Raw genomic sequence first — 19,735 nt, forward strand, 5'->3', positions numbered from 1 at the left:
TCATTCTTTGTCGTCCTGGGCTTTTTCCGCCTTGCGGGCGAGGCGTTCGGCGGCCTCGGCGTCGTCGAGGGCGGTGGCCTCTTCCAGGGTCGGGGCGCTGCCGCCGAGGCGGCGCGGAACCCAGTAGGCGCCGGGCTCGTGTTCGTAGGATTCCTGCAGGTCGGCTAGTAGGCGCTGCATGGTGGTGCGGAGCTCGGCGGTGAGGTCGGCGGCGGGTTCGTAGGGCTGGATGGGAGTGCCGACGGCGATCGAGATGGGGGTGTTGGTGCGGCCGAGGCGCTTGGGGAAGCCCTTGGTCCAGACGCGCTGGGCGCCCCAGATGACGATCGGGATGATCGGGACATCGGCTTCCAGCGCCATCCTGGCCGCGCCGGACTTGAACTCCTTGATCTCGAAGCTGCGGCTGATCGTCGCCTCGGGGTAGACGCCGACGAGTTCGCCGCCGCGCAGGTATTTCACCGCGGACTTGTAGGAGTCGGCGCCCGCGGTGCGGTCGACCGGGATGTGCTTGAGAACGCGCATGATCGGGCCGGAGATGTTGTTGTCGAACACCTCCTGCTTGGCCATGAACCTGATGTAGCGACCAGGTGTGCGGGCGGGCAGTCCCGCGTAGGTGAAGTCCATGTAGCCGGTGTGGTTGATCGCCACCACGGCACCACCGGAGGCGGGGATGTTCTCCGCCCCCTTGACGGTGAACTTCAGACCTTCGAGGAAGAAGACGGTTCGGGCCAGGCCGATGATCGACCGGTAGACGGGTTCCACAATTCAGCTAGCGTAGTCGCAGATCGCCGCTTCCGGCAGGGCACACCGCCCAGCCGGATCGCGGCGTTTGCCGCGCTCGGCGAATTCGCTTCGCGCGCACCGGTCTATCCCCGGCGAGCTCGCTCGCCCCGGCAGTCATCACCCGCGGCGAAACACGCGGGTGCCCCGGCCCAGGAAGAGGAACGTCGTCGTGGAACGCGCTCAGCTGACCCCGCTCACTCCGACCCGCCGGCGCCGCGCCGTCGCGCTGGCCGCGGGACTCACCGTCACCGCTGCCCTGATCGCCGGATGCGACTCCGTCTCGGGCATCCCCGGCGACGATCCGGCGGGCACCACCACCGCGACGACAACGGCGGCGCCGACGACAACCGCCACCCAGGCGATCGCACCCGGCGAGCCTGCCCCGACCGGGGCGACGACCCCACTGCCCGCCGACGCGCCGCAGGTCGGGGCGGTGCCCGGCGCCGCCGACGCCGTGACCGCGGTGCGCCGCTGGGCCGCCGACCTGCAGACCGGCACGATCGCCGAGTTGCAGGACAAGTGCTGGGCCATCCCGCCACGCACGGTCGCCGACATGTACGCCGACCCGGAGGCGATCCTGGCCGCGCTCAGCCAGCCGGGCACCGCGACCGCCGACACCGTCACCTGGCGCAACCGCACCATCACCGTCACCGTGGAGCGCGAGGCCGCCGCCACCGGGTACGCGTGCGGGCGCGCGTTCGCGGCGGGTGTCGAGCCCGGTTACGACGAGGCCGACGCGCGCCACACCGTGCGCCGCTACCTCGCGCGAGCAGTGGGCAAACCACTCGATCCGGCCGATATCGAAACCACCCATCCGCTGACCTGCAAGGCAACCCTCACCACCTGGGATCCGCGAGGCACCGGCAACCCAACAGCACCCCCGCTGACCGGCGACTCGGCCAAAGTAGGCAATGTCACCTCCTACGCCGGTGAGGAGCTACGATCCGACCAGGTTCGCGGCGACTACCTGGCAGTTCACGTCCCGGTGACCACCTCGCCCGGGGGCACGCGGATCCGAACTTTCACCGTCGCCCCCACCGCAGAGGGCTATTGCATCGGTGACGTGACGGCCTAACCACTACCCTGGTTGGCTGGTACTGGTCAGGAGGACAAGCTCGTGCAGATCACCAGCGTCGGACACGCCGGCTTCCATATCCGCACCACGGCCGGGACGATCCTGTGCGATCCCTGGGTCAATCCCGCCTATTTCGCGTCGTGGTTTCCCTTTCCGGACAACTCCCAGCTCGATTGGGAGTCGCTCGGCGATGTCGACTACCTGTATGTCTCGCACCTGCACCGCGACCACTTCGACGCCGCGCACCTGCGCAAGTACGTCAACAAGGACGCGACGATCCTGCTGCCCGACTACCCGGTGCCGGATCTGCGCCGCGAGCTCGAGGCGCTCGGCTTCACCAAGTTCTTCGAGACCGAGGACTCGGTCAAGCACACCGTCACCGGGCCCAAGGGCGCGCTCGACATCATGATCGTGGCGCTGCGCGCGCCCGCCGACGGTCCGATCGGCGACTCCGGCATTCTCATCTCCGACGGTGAGACCACCTGTTTCAACATGAACGACGCGCGCCCGGTGGACATGGACGTCATCCACGACGCGTTCGGTGACATCGACATCCACCTGCTCCAGTACTCGGGCGCCATCTGGTACCCGGCGGTGTACGACATCCCGGCGCGCACCAAGGCCAACTTCGGCAAGCAGAAGCGCCAGCGCGGCATGGACCGCGCTCGCTCCTACATCGAGCAGGTCGGGGCGACCTGGGTCGTGCCATCGGCCGGTCCGCCGGTGTTCCTCGATGAGGAACTGCGCTACCTCAACGACGATCGCGGCGACGAAGGCAATATCTTCCCCGACCAGATCGTTTTCCTCGAGCAGATGGAGATCCACGGCAACGCCGGCGGCATCCTGATGATCCCGGGTTCGGTCGCCGACGTGCGCGGCAAGGAACTCGATCTGGAGCACCCGTTCGATCCGGACCGGATCTACGGCGACAAGGCCGCCTATATCGCCGAGATGGCCGAGCGTTTCGCGCCGGTCCTCGCGGCCGAGAAGGCGTCGTGGGAGATCGGTGATGGTTCGCTGCTCGAGCCGCTGCGTGAGCTGTTCGAGCCGATCATGAAGCAGTCGGCGCTGATCAGCGACGGTATCGGTTACCCGGTCGGCCTGGTCATCGGCGACGAGACCGTGGTGCTGGACTTCCCGCATCGCACCGTGCGCGAGCCGCTCGAGGGTGAGGGCCGTTACCGGTACGGCTTCCGGATCGCGCCCGAGCTGGTGCGCACCGTGCTGCGCGACAACGAGCCGGACTGGGTCAACACGATCTTCCTGTCCACCCGGTTCCAGGCGTGGCGCATCGGCGGCTACAACGAGTTCCTCTACACCTTCTTCAAGTGCCTCACCGACGAGCGCATCGCCTACGCCGACGGCTGGTTCTCCGAGGCGCACGACGACTCCGCCGTCACCGAACTCGACGGCTGGGAAGTCCAGCGCCGCTGCCCCCACCTCAAGGCCGACCTCTCGAAATTCGGTGTGGTGGAAGGCAACAACCTCACCTGCAACCTGCACGGCTGGCAGTGGGACCTGGAATCGGGCCGCTGCAAGACCTCCAAGGGCCACGAACTGCGCTCGCGCAAACTCTGACACCGGATTTTGTTCAGGGCTCGGCGGGGCCGGCTACGTGGCGGGCGTATTCGAGGATGCGCAGGGTTTCCACGGCGTCGCGTGGGTCGACGGGGACGGGGGCGTCGTCGAGGAGGGCGGCGGCCATGCCCGCGTAGAAGGCCGGGTAGTCACCGGGGACGGTGGGGATCGGGCGGAGGTCGTCGCCCGCGCCGAAGGTTCCCCACTTCTCGGGTCGGACTGTGCCCCACGGTTTTCCGTCGACCGGGCGGCGGCCCGCGCGCAGCGCGTCTTCCTGTGGGTCAAGGCCGTAGACGGTGTAGGCGTTGGTGGAACCGAGGACTCGCATGCGTGGGCCCAGTTGTGGTGCGACGGCACTCATCCACAGTTGCGAGCGGGTGCCGGAGGCGTGGGTGAGGGCGATGAAGGCGTCGTCGTCGGCTTGCACGCCGGGGCGGCGGTGGTCGAGTTCGGCGTAGAGCTCGGTGACCGGGCCGAACAGGGTCAGTGCCTGGTCGACCAGGTGACTGCCCAGGTCGAAGAGGATGCCCGCGCCGGCCTCGGCCTCGCCCAGTTCCCGCCAGCCGCCCTTGGGGGTCGGGCGCCAGCGTTCGAAGCGGGACTCGAAACGGCGGATCTCGCCCAGCTCGCCCGCGTCCATCAGGCCGCGCACCGTCAGGAAGTCGTTGTCCCAGCGGCGATTCTGGAAAACGCTCAACGGCAAGCCGGCGCGTTCGGCCGCAGTGACTACTTCGTCGGCGTCGGCCGACGTCACCGCGAACGGTTTGTCGACGACCACCGGCAGCCCGGCGGCCAGCGCCTGGAGCGCCAGCGGCGCGTGGGAACGGTTGGGCGTGGCGATCACCGCGAGGTCGATGTCGTCGGCTTCGGTGAACAGCGCGTCGGCACTCGGCCACACCCGCGCACCGGGATGTTCCGCCTGCGCCTGCTCGGCCCGCTCCGGCGACGAGGTGACCACCGCCGCCACCCGCAACCGCGGATCGGCCGCGATCAGCGGTGCGTGGAACACCGAGCCGGCCAGGCCGTATCCGACTACCGCTACCCCGAGCTGGTCCATCGCTGTCCCTTCGTGGTGGTCCCCGGGAACGAGTATGCCCCGGAGCCGGACGCCGGACGGGGATCTCAGCGGGTCGGCAGCTTCTCCACCACCTGGCGCAGGGTCGCGGTGGCGATGGCGCAATAGTCGTCACGGAATCCCTCGGTGCCGTGCACCGAGACCTCCACCGTCTCCTCGCTGGAGTCCGACCGGAGGTAGGCGCGGGTGCAGATGGCCTTCGAGTTGCCCTTGTCGACATACACCTGCAGCCCGTCGACGGAGATGGTCACCAGGTCGTCGCCCTTGGTGAGCATGCTGGTGGGGAGCAGCTTCACGCTGAGTCGCAGGCGGGCATCCCACTGGCAGGTGTGCGCCGCGGCGATCGTCGGTTCGGCGGGCAGCACGCCGATCTGCGCGGTGACGGCGTCGCGGTCGAGCAGCGCGCACGGGTCGAGCAGGGCCAGCGACGACTCCCTGCCCTCGGCGGGCGGCGCGTCCGCCAGCGAACGGGCGATATTGGCCGCGATGTAGTCGATGCCGGGGCAGTCCTTCACCCCGGAAGGCCGGGTGAGAGTGATGACGATTCCCGCGTCACGCTCAGCGCCAGGGCTGGCGATGGCCCGCGTGCAGGCCGCCGAGCTGCCGTCGATGATCGGGACTCCGTCGACGACAGTCTGATTCGGCGTCAGGTACTCGTCCTCCTCCCCCAGCATGAGGCTGAAGGAGTACCCGCCCGCGCTGGCCCGGCAACCCCATGCCAAAGACGGCTGCAGCTTCCAGGCATCGGCGGCCAGCGGGGTCGGCGATACCGGAACCGCGTCTCCGAGGGCCGTGGTGAGCCAGGGGCAGGCATCGATCTGGCGTAGCTGGGCGAGGGTCAAACCGGTTACCGGCGACGGTTCGCTCGCCGGTCTGGTGACGAAATAGGTGATGCCGCCGACGACGAGGAGCAGTGCCGCCAACCCGCCGGCCACGCCGCGTTGCACGCCAGGTCCAGCGCCGGTCCAACCTCGACGACCGGCTTTCGTTGCGCGCCTGAAGGTTTCCAGTACGGTCCTGCCGATGCCCGCGAGGACTTCGGGCAACGGCCGCGACGGTGGCGCTTCCGGCGCGACGATCGGCGGCAGTGCGGCGAGCAAGGCCGCCACCTGGTCCTGCTGGCGGCCGATGTCATCGAGGACCGGCGCGGGCCATGGTGCGGGCTCCGCGGGCGGGCCGCCGAGATAGTCCAGGATCTGCGCTGGCGTTGGCCGGGCCGCCGGATCCTTGCGCAGGCACGCCGCGATCATCTCGAACAGCGGTTCCGGTATCCCGCTCAGATCTGGCTCCCGCTGCGCGATATTGAACAGCGTGTACGGCACCGACGGCGCCGTGAACGGGGCGACGCCGGAGGCCGCGAAGGCAAGGACCGAGCCGAGGGCGAACACATCGGCGGCCGGGGTGATCGCCAGACCGAGGGCCTGTTCCGGGGACAGGAAGTCCGGGGTGCCGAGGGTGGTCACGCTGCCGGTCGACGGTGGTCCGGCCACCGGCGTGATGCCGATTTCGCCGAGACGTCCACTGTCCCTGGCCAACAGCACCGAATCAGCGCGGATCCGTTGATGAACGAGGCCCGCCGCGTGCACGGTGCGCAGGGCGGCGGCCAGCGCCGCGGCGAGTGCGCGGACGGCGGGGACCGGCAGCGGTCCGTGTTCGGCGACGGCACTGTCCAGTCGCACGCCGGGGACGAATACCGAGGCAAGCCAGGGCTTCTCGGCATCAGCGTCGACATCGATCACCGTGGTGTTGGTGGCGCCGGAGACACGCATCGCGGCTACCGCGCTGTGCCGCATCCTCAGTCGGAATTCGGGCTCATCGAGCAGCTCCGGTTGTGCCTGCTGCACGACGACCAACGCGTCGTCGGGTGCGGCGGCCAGCACCGAGTGGAAGCCGACGGCGGATTCGAGGGTGCCGAGTACCCGGTAGCGGCCGATGGTGTCGGGGTCGCCGGGATCGCGGGGATGGATCGTCATTTTGTCGGCAACTTCGCGAGAACGGGAGCGAACAGGGCGGCAGCGGTATCGCAGCTGGTTGGCTTGTCCGGGCGAGACGAGAAGTAGGTGGCCGACACCTGCTCGGCCCGATCGTCGCGACTGGGCCGGATCATGGCGACGAGCTTGCAGCTCGTGTCCTCGCGATCGATGTAGACCGTGCGATCGCCGACAGTCCGCGTGGTGCGGCTCTTCGACCCGGTCACGTTGTCCGGTCGGACGCGATCGTCGACCTCGATCGAGAAGGAGCCGTCGCGCCCCGACACCCAGCAGGTGTGCGCCGTCTTCGATCGCACCGCATCACCGACCACTGGTCGGATGACGGCCATATCGATCAGGGCGCAGGTGTCGACCAGGAGGGGCGAATCCGGCGCGTAGTCGTGCAGTGGTGGATTGACCGCCAGCCTGCGGACCACCGCGCCGAGGGCGCGCTCCGCGGCCGGACAGCCGTCGCCCTCCGGCGCCTGGGCGGTCATGGTCAGCACGAACGGCAAGCCGCTCTGCGTCACCACCGAGCGGTCACAGATCCGGGCTTCCCGGTGTCGTCCGAGCACCGGCATCCAGTTGATGGTGCTGCCCATCCGTGACTTGTCCGAGCGGATCTCGCTGGGCGTGAGCGCGGTCTCGAGAGTGAAGTACACCTTGTGCCCGGTCTGATCGCGGTAGAAGATGCTGCAGCCGGTCACCCCGCCCGGCACGAGTTCGCCTACCGCCGTGCCGAGTTCGCCGAGCACCGGCGGTGTCAGCAACTCGCAGACATCGAGTCGGCGGGTTTCGTCGTCGGTCATCGCCAGCGGCGGATCGTCCATGGCGACAGCGGTGCCGTCGACGCCGAGACCTCCGATGGCGATGGCAGCGAGTACCAGCGTCGAGACCACCGCGGCGGCGGGGACAACTCGCTGCCACAGCCGCTTCGGTGGCGGGGCGGCTGCCGTTTCCGTCGTGGCGATGCCCGTTGCCCAGCGGCCCGCCTCGGCATGGTTTTCGGCGATCCGCCTGCGGATCCGGACCGGCCAGACCGGTTCGGCGTTGATCGCGCTTGCCGCGTCGAGCAACTGCTCGGGCGTCGGGCGAGCCGCCGGGTCCTTCGACAAGCAGGCCGTGACCAACGCCCGGATCGGATCAGGAATGCCGGTGGTGTCGGGCGTTGTGTACAGCACGTTGTAGAGGACCTGCGGTGTCGACGCCGCGTCGAACGGGCTGGCGCCGGTGGCCGCCATCGCGAGGATCGCGCCGACCGCGAAGACATCGGAAGCCGTTGTCAGCTCGCGGCATTCGGCCTGCTCGGGCGACATGTACGCGGGCGAGCCGATGACCGCGCCGGTCGCGGTGAGGGTGACGTCGTCCTCGAGCGCCCTGGCGATGCCGAAGTCGATCACCCGCGGGCCGTCGATGGTGAGCAGGACATTGCTCGGCTTCAGATCGCGATGCACCAGGCCGGTGCGATGGATCTCGAGCAATGCCATCGCCAGGCCGGTGGCCAGCAGTTTCAGCCCGCTCACCGTCAGACGGCCGAACTCGCCGACCATGTCCTGCAGCGAGGGCCCGGCGATGTATTCCGAGGCCAGCCAGGGTGTTTCGGACTCGGCGTCGTGATCCACGACGCCTGCGGTGTAGGCACCGGTCACCTGTTGGGAGGCGAGCACCTCGCGGCGGAACCTGGCCCGGAACTCCGGGCTGCCGGTGAACTGCCGATGGATCTGCTTCACGGCGACCAGCCGGCCGTCGGGCGACTGCCCGAGCAGCACCTGGCCCATCCCGCCGCGGCCGATCACCGCCAGCAGACGATGGCGGCCCAGCTGCTCGGGATCCTGTGGACCCAGCGGTTTCATCGCCTCGCCTCCCGTACTCACCGCGAGCCGCTCAGCAACGCGTACTGCGCGACCGCCAGCTGCCGGATGTCGGATTCCTGGTTGCTGTACACGCGGACGACGAACTCGTTGTGGCGCACCAGGCAGGCGAACCGACGGGCGGCGATCACATTGGAGCTCGGCCGCGCCGCGCGATAGCACTCGACGCCGGGAAGCCCCGAGCCGTTCGGCATGGCCGTGTAATCGGCATCGAGCAACAGCTTCTCTTCCGACTCGGCGAAGGTGTGCGCGGCTCGTTCGTCACGGGCGCGATGCAGGAACTTGTTGTACGACACCGCGACAGCGCCGACCGAGCTCGCCTCGAATTCACGCAGGCGCACCGTGGGCTTGTCGAGCATCAGCGAGAAGGCGCGGGGCCCGTAGACCACGAAATCCACATTGTTGGGCCAGTATTCGCCGGTCTTCACTACCCGGGTGAGCAGCTGGCCGCTATCGAGTTTCAAGGTCGACAGGTCGGCGGCGGGGGTGGGCACGAAGCTTTCGAGGTCGGCGAGCTGAGCACGGTAGGTACGGGTGAGCAGATCGCCCAGTACCTCAGGCAGTGGATCGACGACCTTCGCGAAGACCCGGATCACCAGGTTCTTCCACACCAGCCAGCTGCCGACCGTCGGCACGCCCGGTCGCCAATGGCTCAGTGCCGCAGGGTAGTCGGGCAGTGGGAGCGGCGCGTTCTCGGTATTGGCGCCGAAGTCCGCCGCGGCCATGGCCTGCGCGGCGGCGGTGGCCTGGTCCGCATCGGGCAACGACAGGATCGATATCGACAGGTATTTCTCTTTTTGCTCGTTGTCCAGCTGGCCGTTGCTGCCCGTCGCACCGAAACCGGCAAGCACGTCGAACGGCAGCAGCGCCTGACGCTGCACACCGGAGAGCATCTCGGTAACGCCACGCAGGCCGACGATGACGCCACCCCCGTCGCCTACCGCCAGGTCGGGGTCGACGCGGTCGGCGAACAGGACCCGCTCGCCGATGCGCACCGATTCCGCCAGCGACCCCCGCAGTCGATCCGGTGCGTCGTCGTAGTCGCCCGGCACCGGCTCCAGGGCGTAGTCGCCGTGATCGAGCACGACGGATTCGTCACCGCACGCCGCGGTGAGCAGGGTGAGCGACAGCAATACCGCCAGACAGCGCGACCGGTAACGCACGAATGTTCCCCTCCGACCGGCTGGCTGTACGCCGGGCCCCTCCCGAACTCTGCCGTGAAACTATCACCCGCCCATTCGGTACCGCTACCGCACAGACAACCGGCCGACCGCCTGTTTGACGAGCACATCGGCGACCGGGCACAGCTGAGCCGTGCGCTGATTCGCGTCGCTGACGACCACTTCGACGACTTCGACGAAGGTCTGGCCGATCTTGCGGAATCGGTACACCCTGCGGCATTCGGTGGATTTGGTGGACAGGTCCGGCTCGTCTACCCGCACACCATCGCCGATATCAATGGTCTTCGGCTCCATCGAGGTCTGCTCCTGCCGTCGCTGCGACAGCGTGATTCGGGCGCTTGTGGCGCCTGTCCATGCGCAGGTGTGCGCTGATTTCACGATGCCGGGACCGGATATCCCGGACGCCGTGGCCGTCGAAGCATCGACCAGCGTGCAGGGATCGACCGACGACAGTGACTTCTGTGCGGCGGGGTCGCTGCGCAGTTCGGCGAGCGAGGCGGTGAGGCGGTCGACGACATGGTCGGCGAGCGCGCAGGTATCGCGAGAGAAGGTGTCGACCGTGATTCCCCAGCGCTGGCCCTCGGCGCCACCGTCGACCGCGAAGGCGCAGTCGTCACCTCGGCGGGCCAGTGCGTAACCGTTGACGACCTGTCCGCTGGCCTCGAATCCGTCCAGAGCGGCGCCTATTTCCAGTGCGACGCGCGCACCGCCCGAGCTGCCGTCACAACCCCAGCTCGAGGTCGGCTGCCAGCGCCACTCGGAGACATCCGGTGATGCTTTGGCGGCCACGGCGGCGGGCAGGGATTCGCCGAGGGCTGCTGGCAGCCAAGCGCACGCGTCGACGCCACGCAGCTGATCGAGGGCTGGGAGGGTCGCTGATGGTGTGGCGGCCGGGGCGGCCGATTCGCCGCCGCCAAGGACGACAACGGTGAGCCCGGTGGCGATCACCGCCGCGACGACCGCGACAAGACCCAGTCGCAGTGCGGTGCGTCGTTTCGGGGTCGCAGCCGGGATCTCGGTCGACTGTCGCGGTATAGGAAGATGCTCTGGAAGGATTTGTGTCGCTTCGGGATCCGAGGTTATCGCCACCAGATTTGCGGTCTGCTTGCCGATTTCGGCATGGATCTGCGCGGGCCACGGCTGCGGCTGGACCGGGAGGACGCCGAGGTAGTCGAGGATTTGGGCGGGTGTGGGTCTGGTCTTCGGATCCTTGCGCAGGCAACCGGCGATCAGTTCACGCATCGGGGCGGGTACCTGGTCGAGTTGTGGTTCGCTGTGGACGATGTTGAACAGGGTGTAGGGCGCCGATGTCGCGGCGAACGGGCTCTGGCCGGTGGCTGCCATGCACAGCAGGGAACCGAGGGAGAAGACGTCGCTGGCCGAGGTCACCGGTTCGCTCATCGCCTGTTCCGGGGACATGTACGCGGGTGAGCCGACGACGGCGCCGACCTCGGTGAGCTGGGCGCCGGTGCCGACCGCCTGGGCGATGCCGAAGTCGATCACGCGTGGGCCGTCGGCGGCGAGGATCACGTTGGCGGGCTTGAGATCACGGTGGACCAGGCCGGTGCTGTGGATGGAGTGCAGAGCGGAGGCCAGGCCGGAAGCGAGGGTGCGCAGGGCAGGGACGGGCAGCGGGCCGTGTTCGCGCACTGCCTTGTCGAGGGGCACGCCCGCGATGAATACCGAGGCGAGCCAGGGTGTTTCACCGCTGGTGTCGAAGTCGACGACCGCGGCGGTGAACGCGCCGGACACCCGGGCGGAAATGGTTACTTCGCGTTCGAAGCGGGCGCGGAATTCGCGGTCGTCGAGCAGGTGGGCGTGGATCTGCTTGATCGCGACGAAACGTCCGTCCGGGCCGGTGGCCAGCACGACGCGGCCCATTCCGCCCGCGCCGAGCACGCCGTGAATCCGGTAGCGGCCGATCATCGGCGATTCGCCCGGCGACAGCGGCTCGATCACTTCGGTACTCCCCCACTTCGATCCCGCCGTCGCGGGCGAGTTCGCCACTATCGTTCGGCGAGCTCGGTTCGTTCGCGAGCAACCTAACACCCGCGTTGATCCGACACCGCCGCCCGTTGGGCCTGTTTCGAGGACCGCGTACTGCGCTGAGCATTCACCACATGCTCCAACGTCCCCATTGAGCGTGGTCGAGTTGACCGACGCGTCGTCGGTGGTGACGCTAGCTATCGCCTGTCTGCGTCGCTCGGCTCGCCACCACGACCGCGCCGAGCACGATGACGCAGCTGAGAACCGCGGTGGCGGAGAGCCTTCCGTCCGCGGCGTCGAGCAGCAGTGCGGCGACGAGCTGGCCCGCGACCGAGGTGAGGCCGAGCAGCAGGACACCGATCATGCCGACGGTGACCGCGGCGAGTGCGATGAACGCGACGCCGATGAGGCCGCCGAGGTAGAGCCACGGGGCCGTCGGGAAGTGTGTCGGCAGGCCGGCGGTGACCAGGGTGTAGGCGTCGAACAGGCAGAGGGCGACCAGGCCGACGGCGAAGTTGATCAGGGTGGCCGGGAAGGGCCCGCCGACCGCGCCGACCCGGCCGTTCACCGCCTGCTGCCAGGCCAGGCCGATGCCCGCCAGCGCGGGCAGCACGATGAGGAGGGCATCGGACACACCGGTTTCCGCCGGGGCCGGGGCGGAATTGCCGCCCGCCGAAAGGACGACGCCCGCGATGCCGAGGACAGCGGCGACCACCCGCCACGGGGTGATCGATGTCCCGCCGTTCGGGGCGATGCCGAGGCGGTCGACGACGAGGCTGCTGAGCAGCTGACCGGCGACGACCGCGACGGTGAACGCGGTGACGCCGATGGCGGCGATCGTGAGTCCCTGACTCGCGACGAAGAACGCGCCGCACAGACCGCCGAGCAGCTGCCACGGCCGCACGGTGCCGTCGGCAACGGCGGCGCGCACGCTCGCGAGACCGGACCGGAAGGCCGGGCTGGCCGCCAAGGCGATCAGCAGCACGATCAGGCCGGTGCCGAAGCTGATCGTGGCGGCCGCGACACCGTCACCCAGCTCGGCGCCGAGCGCGCCGTTGATCCGCCCCTGCACCGCGACACCGGCGCCGATGCAGAATCCGAAGACCAACCCGAGACCGTTGCGCCCGACCACCGCGTCCTTCCGTCAGCTCGCCGCCGTAGCTTTCGACAGTAGACTGACCCGCGACTCCGGCGGCTGTCCGGATGGTTCGTCAGGGGGCGAAAACGATGTCAGTTCCCAGGGTTCCGATGCTGTCCCATCCGGTGATCGATGCGGTGCTGGCACGCCATCGCGCGGCACTGGGCGAGGACGAACGGACCTACCGCAATCACGTCTACCGCTGTGCCAACTACCAGCGGGAACTGCTCGGCGGAGAACTTCCCGACACCACAGCCCTGGCCTGGGCCGTCCACGATCTCGGCATCTGGACGGCGGGAACATTCGACTATCTCGCGCCATCGGCCGGCCTGGTCGACGAGTTCGCGGCCGAATTCGGGATCACCGAAAAGGAACTCGTGCGGACGATGGTGCTCGACCACCACGGCCTGCGGGCGCGGGCGGATCCGCTGGTCGAGACGTTCCGGCTGGCCGATCGCGTCGATGTCAGCCACGGATTGCTGCGTGGCCGCATCGATGCGGAGTTCGCGGCGCGGGTCGTGGAGCGGTTTCCCTATGCCGGGTTCCATCGGTTCCTCGTGCGCAGCGGCCTCCGGCATCTGGTGCGGCATCCCGCTCGTCCGCTGCCGATGGTGCGATGGTGACTAGTCGTCGGCGGCCCGCGGCGGCAACCAGCTCGGGGTGAGCAGCGCGGCCACGAGCAGGACTGTGCCGAGCAGGGCGATCGTGGTCGACATCGTCAGCCACTGGGTGGCCGCGGCGACGAAGCCGAAGACCAGCAGGGCCACGATCTCCGAAAGCAGGCCGGAGAACGAGAGGACGGTGGCGCGAGCCGGGCCCGCGATGGCGTCCTGGAGCCGAGCACCCGCCACCACGTCGATATTGAAGTCGATGCCGTAGGCGATGCCGATTCCCACGAAACCGACCCACAGCAGCCACGGACCCGCCGTGAGTGCCGCGCCCGCCGCCAGTGCTCCCGCGATGAACAGAATGCCCGCGACGAACAGTGCCGCCGCCAGCCACCGCGCCGGGACGGCTTCGGTGCGGCCCGCCAGCAGGGAACCGGCGAGCGAGCCGACCACGGTCACACCGACCAGCAGGGCGGAGCCGCTGGTCGACGAACCGCCGGAGACCGCGAGCAGGCCGAAGTACTCGTCGAAGGCGGTGACGCCGTAGAGCAGCGCGCCAAGGAGCACGCCACGGCGAACCCGGCGAACCCGGAACGCTTCGGCGGTGCCGGTGCGCAGCATCGTCAGATACCGGGACAGTCCGGCCGGCTCGGCGCCGGACATCGATTGCGCCGACCCAGGGACGACGTGTGGCCCGGCTGGTCCCGGCGGCTCGTCGTCGAGGTCGTCGACGGCGCCGGCGGAGATGGCGACCGGCGCGTTCGGCAGCGCGACGGCGGTCAGGGTGTGCAGCAGGGCGATACCGACGCTGACCCAGCCGACCAGCGGATAACCGCCGAGCGCGAACAGCGGCGCCGCCGCCAGAATCGCCACCAGCACCGTGGTCTCCTGCGCGCCACGCGCCCAGCCCATGATCGAGGCGTAGGCCGACGGTTCGCCGCGGGCGACGAGGTCGTCGTAGATCAGCGCCTCGAAGGTGCCCGATTCCAGGGACGAGGCGACACCCCACACCACGAATCCCAGCGCGAAGCCGAGGAACGACGGAGCCAGCATCCAGAGGGCGAAGCAGGTCGCCTGCAGCAGAGAGCTCAGCACCAGCAGCGCGCGCCGGGAGACGGTGTCGGCCCACGCGCCCGACGGAACCTCCAGCACGAACGCGGTCATCGACCAGAGGGCGAGCAACAGGGAAATCTGCGCGGTGCTCAGGCCGTGATCGGCGAACAGCACGCCGTAGAGGGCATAGATCGGCAGGAGGTCGCGCGTGCCCTTGAACAGGACCGCGCGAAGGGCGACACCGCGGACGCCGACCGGCTCACGGGTCAACCGTGCCACCACCGCCGCACCGAGTCGCCGGAGCTCCGCAGGTCAACAGCCGTAGATGAGCATGCGCATGCGTCCATCGTTCGCCGCGCACACGCGGTGCGTCAAGCGATTATCCGAGGGGGATCCAGCCGCTCGCGGACAGCGAATCGTCGTCGTCGGTGGTGCCGATCGCGGGTTTGCCGTCGTTGAGGTCGTTGATCAGTTCCGAGACCGGATGCGAATCGCTGTAGTGATAGCCCTGGGCCAGTGCGAAGCCGAGCTCGGTGAGCACCGCCGCCTGGTATTCGGTCTCCACGCCCTCCGCGATGACCTGCAGATCCAGCGACTTGCTGAGCGCGGCGATGACGCCGAGCAGCGGCGGCGCCGGCGAATCGGAACGGATCGCGGCGACGAAGGACTGGTCGACCTTGAGGATGTCGCTGGGAATGGTGGCCAGGCGGCTCAGCGAGGAGTAGCCGGTGCCGAAATCGTCGATCGCGATGCGGACGCCACGGTCGCGCAGGGTGTGCAGGTTGGTGATCGCGGTCTGCGATTCGGCGGCCAGTTCGCTCTCGGTGACCTCGAGGACGAGCTGGTCGGCGGGCCAGCCGGTGTCGTTGAGGATGGTCGCGACCCGCTCGGCGTAATCGGGTTCGGCCAGCTCGAGGCCGGAGACGTTGACGTTGAGGGTCAGATCGAGCGAGGCGAAGCTTTCCTGCAGGCGGGCGGCGTCGGCGCAGGCGCGGCGCAGGACCAGCTCGTCCAGGTCGGAGATGAGGTCGTATTCCTCGGCGACCCGGATCAGGCCCTCGGTGGTGACCTCGGGCTGGGCGTTCGACGACCAGCGCAGCAGCGCCTCGACACCGACCGCCTGGCCGCCGTCCTCGGTCAGGCTGACGATCGGCTGGTAGTGCACGTCGAGGGCGCCGCGGTCGATCGCCTCGCGCAACTCCACCGCCAGCGGCAGCTGCCGCGACGACTCGAGCACCGTGCGGTTGCGGCCGGCCTGCTTGGCCCGGTACAGGCCGACATCGGCGCGGCTGATCAGCAGCGAACCTGACTCGCCCGGCTGCCAGGAGGTGACACCGGCCGAACAGCCCATGGTCACCGCGGCGCGCAGTTTCTCGGTGAGCAGGATCGCGGCCTGCTCGGTGGTGCCGGGCAGCAGCAGCGCGAAGACGTCGCCACCGAGGCGGGCAAGCACCTGATCGGGGGCGAGCAGGTCGAGCCAGGTGTCGGCGACCCGCTGGAGGACCGCGTCACCGGCCCGGTGGCCGAGGTGATCGTTGATCTTCTGGAAGCGGTCGAGGTCGACCAGGACCAGGGCGAGGCCCTGACCGCCGCGGCCCGCCGCGTCGATCGCCGGGTTGAGCTGCTTCTCGAAACCGCGGCGGTTCAGCAGGCCGGTGAGCACGTCTATGTCGGCGTCCGAGGCCATCCTGGTCAGGATGCCGACGACAACACCCGCGCCGAAGGTGACGCCTGCCGGGATCATGCCCGACCACCAGGGCAGGCCACGATCGGGCAGCACCCACAGGCACAGCGCCATGGCGAAACCGATGTGCGCGGCGGCCTGCGGCCAGGCGAAGAACAGCGCGGCGTCGCAGGCGACGAAGACATAGAACGAGGCCAGCGTGATGCCGCCGACCAGGTTCGGGAAGGAGTGCACCGCGATCGTCACCAGGACGGTGGCGGTCGCCAGGTAGAGGTGGTGCAGGGTGTGCGGCATCCGCGGACCCCACGCCAGCAATGTCAGACCGAGTACCAGCGCGACCGCGGCCGCCGTACCGACCAGCAGCCGATTACCGTCGTCACCCGGTGCGATGGCAGTGATCGTCAGGCCGAGGACACCGCCGAGGACGTAGAACGCCCCCGTTGTCCTGGCCATGACCTTCGCCGTCGCCAACGCCGATGCCGCCCGCACCCGGGTTCGGGTATCGCCGCGCGCCCCGATTCCTCGCACGAGCACCAGCCTAGATGTTGTTCGGTCAGGGCGTTTGCCAAAAGAGCTCTACGGTTTCAGTACGTCGGTGCCGACGAACGGCACAAGCGCCGCGGGCACCCGCACCGAACCGTCGGCCTGCTGATGGTTCTCCAGGATCGCCACGATCCAGCGCGTGGTCGCCAGCGTGCCGTTCAGCGTGGCCGCGACCTGCGCCTTTCCGTTCTCGTCCCGGTAGCGGATCGCGAGCCTGCGCGCCTGGAAGGTGGTGCAGTTCGAGGTGGAGGTGAGCTCGCGGTAGGTCTGCTGGGTCGGGACCCAGGCCTCGCAGTCGAATTTGCGGACCGCCGAGCTGCCCAGATCGCCCGCGGCCACATCGATCACCCGGTAGGGCACATCGATGGCGGCCAGCATCTCGCGCTCCCACGCCAGCAACCGCTGATGCTCGGCATCGGCCTGCTCGGGGGTGGTGTAGACGAACATCTCCACCTTGTCGAACTGGTGCACGCGGATGATGCCGCGGGTGTCCTTGCCGTAGCTGCCCGCCTCGCGCCGGAAACACGACGACCAGCCCGCATAGCGCTTCGGGCCCGCGCTCAGGTCGAGGATCTCCTCGGCGTGGTAGCCGGCCAGCGGTACCTCCGAGGTGCCGACGAGGTACAGATCGTCGTCGGCCAGGTGGTAGACCTCGGCCGAATGCTGACCGAGGAAGCCGGTGCCCGCCATGATCTCCGGGCGAACCAGCACCGGCGGGATCATCATGGTGAAGCCATTGGCGACGGCCTTCTGCGCGGCCAGCTGCAACAGGCCGAGCTGCAGCAGCGCGCCCGCGCCGGTGAGGAAGTAGAACCGCGAGCCCGACACCTTGGCGCCGCGCTCCATATCGATCAGGCCGAGCGACTCGCCGAGCTCGAGGTGATCCTTGGGCTCGAAGTCGAACTCCGGCGGGGTGCCGACCGTCTCGAGCACGATGTAGTCGTCCTCGCCACCGGCGGGCGCGCCCTCCTGCACCACATTGGAGATGGCGCGGTGCGCGGCGTCGAGGTCGGCGTCGGCCGCGTTCTGCGCGACCTCGGCCTCCTTGACCTTCGCGGACATGTCGGTCGCGGCGGCGAGCAGCGCCGGGCGCTCCTCCTTGCTCGCCTTGCCGATCACCTTGCCCATCGCCTTGTGCTCGGCACGCAGCGTGTCGGCGGTGGCGACGGCGGCCCGGCGCGCTGCGTCGGCTTCGAGCAGCGCGTCGACGAGAGCGGGGTCCTCACCGCGGGCCCGCTGCGAGGCTCGGACGGCTTCCGGGTTCTCGCGCAGGAATCGGAGGTCGATCATAGGAAAACAGCCTAGTAGCTGATGCCTTGTGGCCGGAACAGGGGCATAGTTGCCGGTGTGAGTACTACTTTCGACACCGCCGTCATCGACAACGCACTCGCCGATCTCACACAAGGGGAGAAGACCTGGGCCACGACGGATCTGCGTCGCCGCCGCGAACTGCTCGAGGAACTCCACGCGCTCACCGCCCGCCATGCCGAGGCCTGGGTCGCGGCCGCCTGCACCATCAAGCAGCTGTCCGCCGACAGCCCGCTGGTCGGTGAGGAGTGGATGTCCGGGCCGATGACGATGCTCGGCGGCGCGCAGGCGCTGGCCGAGTCGATGGCAGCGCTCGAACGCGGCGCGAGCCCGCTCGATGGTGTCGAGTTCGGTGCCGCGCCCGGCGGCCGCGTTTCGGTGCCTGCCCTGCCGCACAGCGGCTACGACAAGCTGCTGCTCAACGGGTTCAGCGCCGATGTGTGGCTACGGCCGGGCGTCGACGCCGCGACCGCGCGGCGCAAGGCGGGACTCGCCCAGCTCGACCCGGCCGCGACCGGCGGCGTCGGGGCCGTGCTCGGCGCGGGCAACATCATGTCGATCGCACCGCTGGACACCCTCTACGAGCTCTACGCCAACAACCGGGTCGTCGCGCTCAAGCTCAACCCGATCACCGATCCGCTGCTGCCGGTGTTCCAGGCGATCTTCGCCCCGTTCATCGCGATCGGCGCGGTCCGCATCCTCACCGGTGGCGCGCCAGAGGGCGGCTACCTGGTCACCCACCCGCAGGTCGCGCACGTGCACATGACCGGCGGCGCGCCCACCCACGACGCGATCGTGTGGGGCCCCGGCGAGCAGGGCGCGCAGCGCAAGCAGACCGGCGAGCCCGCCCTGGACAAGCCGATCACCAGCGAGCTGGGCGGCGTCGCGCCGTGCATCGTCGTCCCCGGCGACTGGTCGGCGGCCGACCTGAAGTTCCAGGCCGAGCATGTGGCGACCCAGCGGCTGCACAACGGCGGCTACAACTGTGTCGCCGCCCAGACCGTCGTACTCAGCGCGGACTGGCCGCTCAAGGAGCAGTTCCTCACCGAGCTGCGCTCCGCGATCGACAACGCCCCGTCGCGGCCCGCGTACTACCCGGGCAGCGGCGGCCGGGTCGAGGGCGCGCTGGCGGACTACCCCGGTTCCGAGCGGGCCAACGGCCGGGTCCTGGTCGAGAACCTGCCGGCCGGCGATACCCCGCTGCTGCGCACCGAGTACTTCTCCCCCGTCCTCGGCGTGGTCGAGCTCACCGGAACCGGTAACGAGTTCCTGCGCAACGCGGTCGATTTCGCCAACGAGAAGCTGATGGGCACGCTCGGGGCCAACATCATCGCGCACCCGGCGACCATCAAGGAACTGGGCGGCGAGCTCGACACCGCGATCGAGGACCTGCGCTACGGCACCGTCGCGCTCAACGCCTGGACCGGTCTGGCCTTCCTGACCCCGCGCGCGAGCTGGGGCGCCTTCCCCGGCCACACGCTCGACGACATCCAGAGCGGCATCGGCGTCGTGCACAACGCCTTCCTGCTCGACGACGTGGAACGCACCGTGGTGCGCGGCCCGTTCCGGCCCGCGCCGCGCTCGGTCCTGCGCGGCGAATTCACCACCACCCCGAAGCCGCCGTGGTTCGTCACCAACAAGACCGGAACGGCCACCGGCCGCAAGCTGACCGAGTTCTACGGCGACGGCAAGCCCACCCGCCTGCCCGGCATCTTCGCCTCAGCCTTGCGCGGCTGAGCGTCCCGCACAGCCTGCCCGCACGCCCCGACCTCGAGGAGGGGCCGCCGCGCAGCGGCGGTTCGCGGCCGTCCCGCCGGTCAGGCGCCGTTGCGTAGGCGACGAAGGAGCAAGCGGTCGCCTGCTGCCCGGAGAGGCCGGTGCC

At 69.2% G+C, this 19,735-nt stretch carries 14 protein-coding genes; 4 read left to right on the plus strand and 10 right to left on the minus strand.

Translation table 11 applies throughout. The annotated features are described in order from the left end of the window. Window positions 1–762 carry a lysophospholipid acyltransferase family protein gene (locus ACWF82_RS16540; protein WP_452501978.1) on the minus strand — a complete coding sequence of 254 codons (762 nt, stop codon included), beginning with the start codon at window positions 760–762 and terminating at the stop codon, window positions 1–3. Between the two features lie 190 nt (window positions 763–952). On the opposite strand from ACWF82_RS16540, the gene ACWF82_RS16545 reads away from it, so the two are divergent. Next, window positions 953–1,858 carry a hypothetical protein gene (locus ACWF82_RS16545; RefSeq protein ID WP_452501979.1) on the plus strand — a complete coding sequence of 302 codons (906 nt, stop codon included), beginning with the start codon at window positions 953–955 and terminating at the stop codon, window positions 1,856–1,858. 42 nt (window positions 1,859–1,900) lie between these two features. Next, entirely contained in the window at window positions 1,901–3,436 is a 1,536-nt protein-coding gene (locus ACWF82_RS16550) for a Rieske 2Fe-2S domain-containing protein (RefSeq protein WP_452501981.1), read from the plus strand. 13 nt (window positions 3,437–3,449) lie between these two features. Here the strand turns inward: ACWF82_RS16550 and ACWF82_RS16555 are convergent, their stop codons facing one another. The 6 genes from ACWF82_RS16555 to ACWF82_RS16580 form a co-directional block, all read right to left on the minus strand. Further along, a complete protein-coding gene (locus tag ACWF82_RS16555; RefSeq protein ID WP_452501983.1) occupies window positions 3,450–4,493 on the minus strand; it encodes a Gfo/Idh/MocA family protein in 1,044 nt (347 codons plus the stop codon). 65 nt (window positions 4,494–4,558) lie between these two features. Next, window positions 4,559–6,484, minus strand: a complete 1,926-nt coding sequence (locus ACWF82_RS16560; protein ID WP_452501985.1) for a protein kinase domain-containing protein — start codon at window positions 6,482–6,484, stop codon at window positions 4,559–4,561. Continuing rightward, window positions 6,481–8,334: a serine/threonine-protein kinase gene (locus ACWF82_RS16565; protein WP_452501987.1), complete on the minus strand. Its 1,854-nt coding sequence runs from the start codon at window positions 8,332–8,334 to the stop codon at window positions 6,481–6,483. The genes ACWF82_RS16560 and ACWF82_RS16565 overlap by 4 nt, the downstream gene beginning before the upstream one ends. A 17-nt stretch (window positions 8,335–8,351) precedes the next feature. Continuing rightward, window positions 8,352–9,515 carry a DUF7373 family lipoprotein gene (locus ACWF82_RS16570; RefSeq protein ID WP_452501989.1) on the minus strand — a complete coding sequence of 388 codons (1,164 nt, stop codon included), beginning with the start codon at window positions 9,513–9,515 and terminating at the stop codon, window positions 8,352–8,354. A gap of 84 nt (window positions 9,516–9,599) precedes the next feature. Further along, window positions 9,600–11,492 carry a serine/threonine-protein kinase gene (locus ACWF82_RS16575; protein WP_452501991.1) on the minus strand — a complete coding sequence of 631 codons (1,893 nt, stop codon included), beginning with the start codon at window positions 11,490–11,492 and terminating at the stop codon, window positions 9,600–9,602. Between the two features lie 220 nt (window positions 11,493–11,712). Then, on the minus strand, window positions 11,713–12,651 hold the full coding sequence (locus ACWF82_RS16580; protein WP_452501993.1) for a DMT family transporter: 939 nt from the start codon (window positions 12,649–12,651) through the stop codon (window positions 11,713–11,715). A gap of 95 nt (window positions 12,652–12,746) precedes the next feature. Here ACWF82_RS16580 and ACWF82_RS16585 point away from each other — a divergent pair, with 95 nt between their 5' ends. Next, complete coding sequence (locus ACWF82_RS16585) at window positions 12,747–13,280, plus strand: hypothetical protein (RefSeq protein ID WP_452501995.1); 534 nt, start codon at window positions 12,747–12,749, stop codon at window positions 13,278–13,280. On the opposite strand, the gene ACWF82_RS16590 is transcribed toward ACWF82_RS16585, so the two are convergent. From ACWF82_RS16590 to serS, 3 genes are all read right to left on the minus strand, one after another. Then, the gene (locus ACWF82_RS16590; RefSeq protein ID WP_452501997.1) at window positions 13,281–14,597 is read right to left on the minus strand and encodes an MFS transporter; all 1,317 of its coding nucleotides are present in this window, start codon (window positions 14,595–14,597) and stop codon (window positions 13,281–13,283) included. 100 nt (window positions 14,598–14,697) lie between these two features. Continuing rightward, complete coding sequence (locus ACWF82_RS16595) at window positions 14,698–16,530, minus strand: putative bifunctional diguanylate cyclase/phosphodiesterase (protein ID WP_452501999.1); 1,833 nt, start codon at window positions 16,528–16,530, stop codon at window positions 14,698–14,700. 48 nt (window positions 16,531–16,578) lie between these two features. Next, window positions 16,579–17,835, minus strand: coding sequence for a serine--tRNA ligase (serS, locus tag ACWF82_RS16600; protein WP_378846776.1), 1,257 nt, complete (start codon window positions 17,833–17,835; stop codon window positions 16,579–16,581). Window positions 17,836–17,892: 57 nt separating this feature from the next. Between serS and ACWF82_RS16605 the strand changes: the two genes are divergently transcribed. After that, window positions 17,893–19,590: an aldehyde dehydrogenase family protein gene (locus tag ACWF82_RS16605; protein ID WP_452502001.1), complete on the plus strand. Its 1,698-nt coding sequence runs from the start codon at window positions 17,893–17,895 to the stop codon at window positions 19,588–19,590. The last annotated feature ends 145 nt before the right edge of the window (window positions 19,591–19,735 follow it).

It is taken from the genome of Nocardia sp. NPDC055053 (assembly GCF_053608285.1).

Excerpts from the sequence above, each read along its gene's own strand:
- ACWF82_RS16555 (WP_452501983.1), bottom strand. The coding sequence starts at position 4,493 with ATGGACCAGCTCGGGGTAGCGGTAGTCGGATACGGCCTGGCCGGCTCG.
- ACWF82_RS16560 (WP_452501985.1), bottom strand. The coding sequence starts at position 6,484 with ATGACGATCCATCCCCGCGATCCCGGCGACCCCGACACCATCGGCCGC.
- ACWF82_RS16565 (WP_452501987.1), bottom strand. The coding sequence starts at position 8,334 with ATGAAACCGCTGGGTCCACAGGATCCCGAGCAGCTGGGCCGCCATCGT.
- ACWF82_RS16585 (WP_452501995.1), top strand. The coding sequence starts at position 12,747 with ATGTCAGTTCCCAGGGTTCCGATGCTGTCCCATCCGGTGATCGATGCG.
- serS (WP_378846776.1), bottom strand. The coding sequence starts at position 17,835 with ATGATCGACCTCCGATTCCTGCGCGAGAACCCGGAAGCCGTCCGAGCC.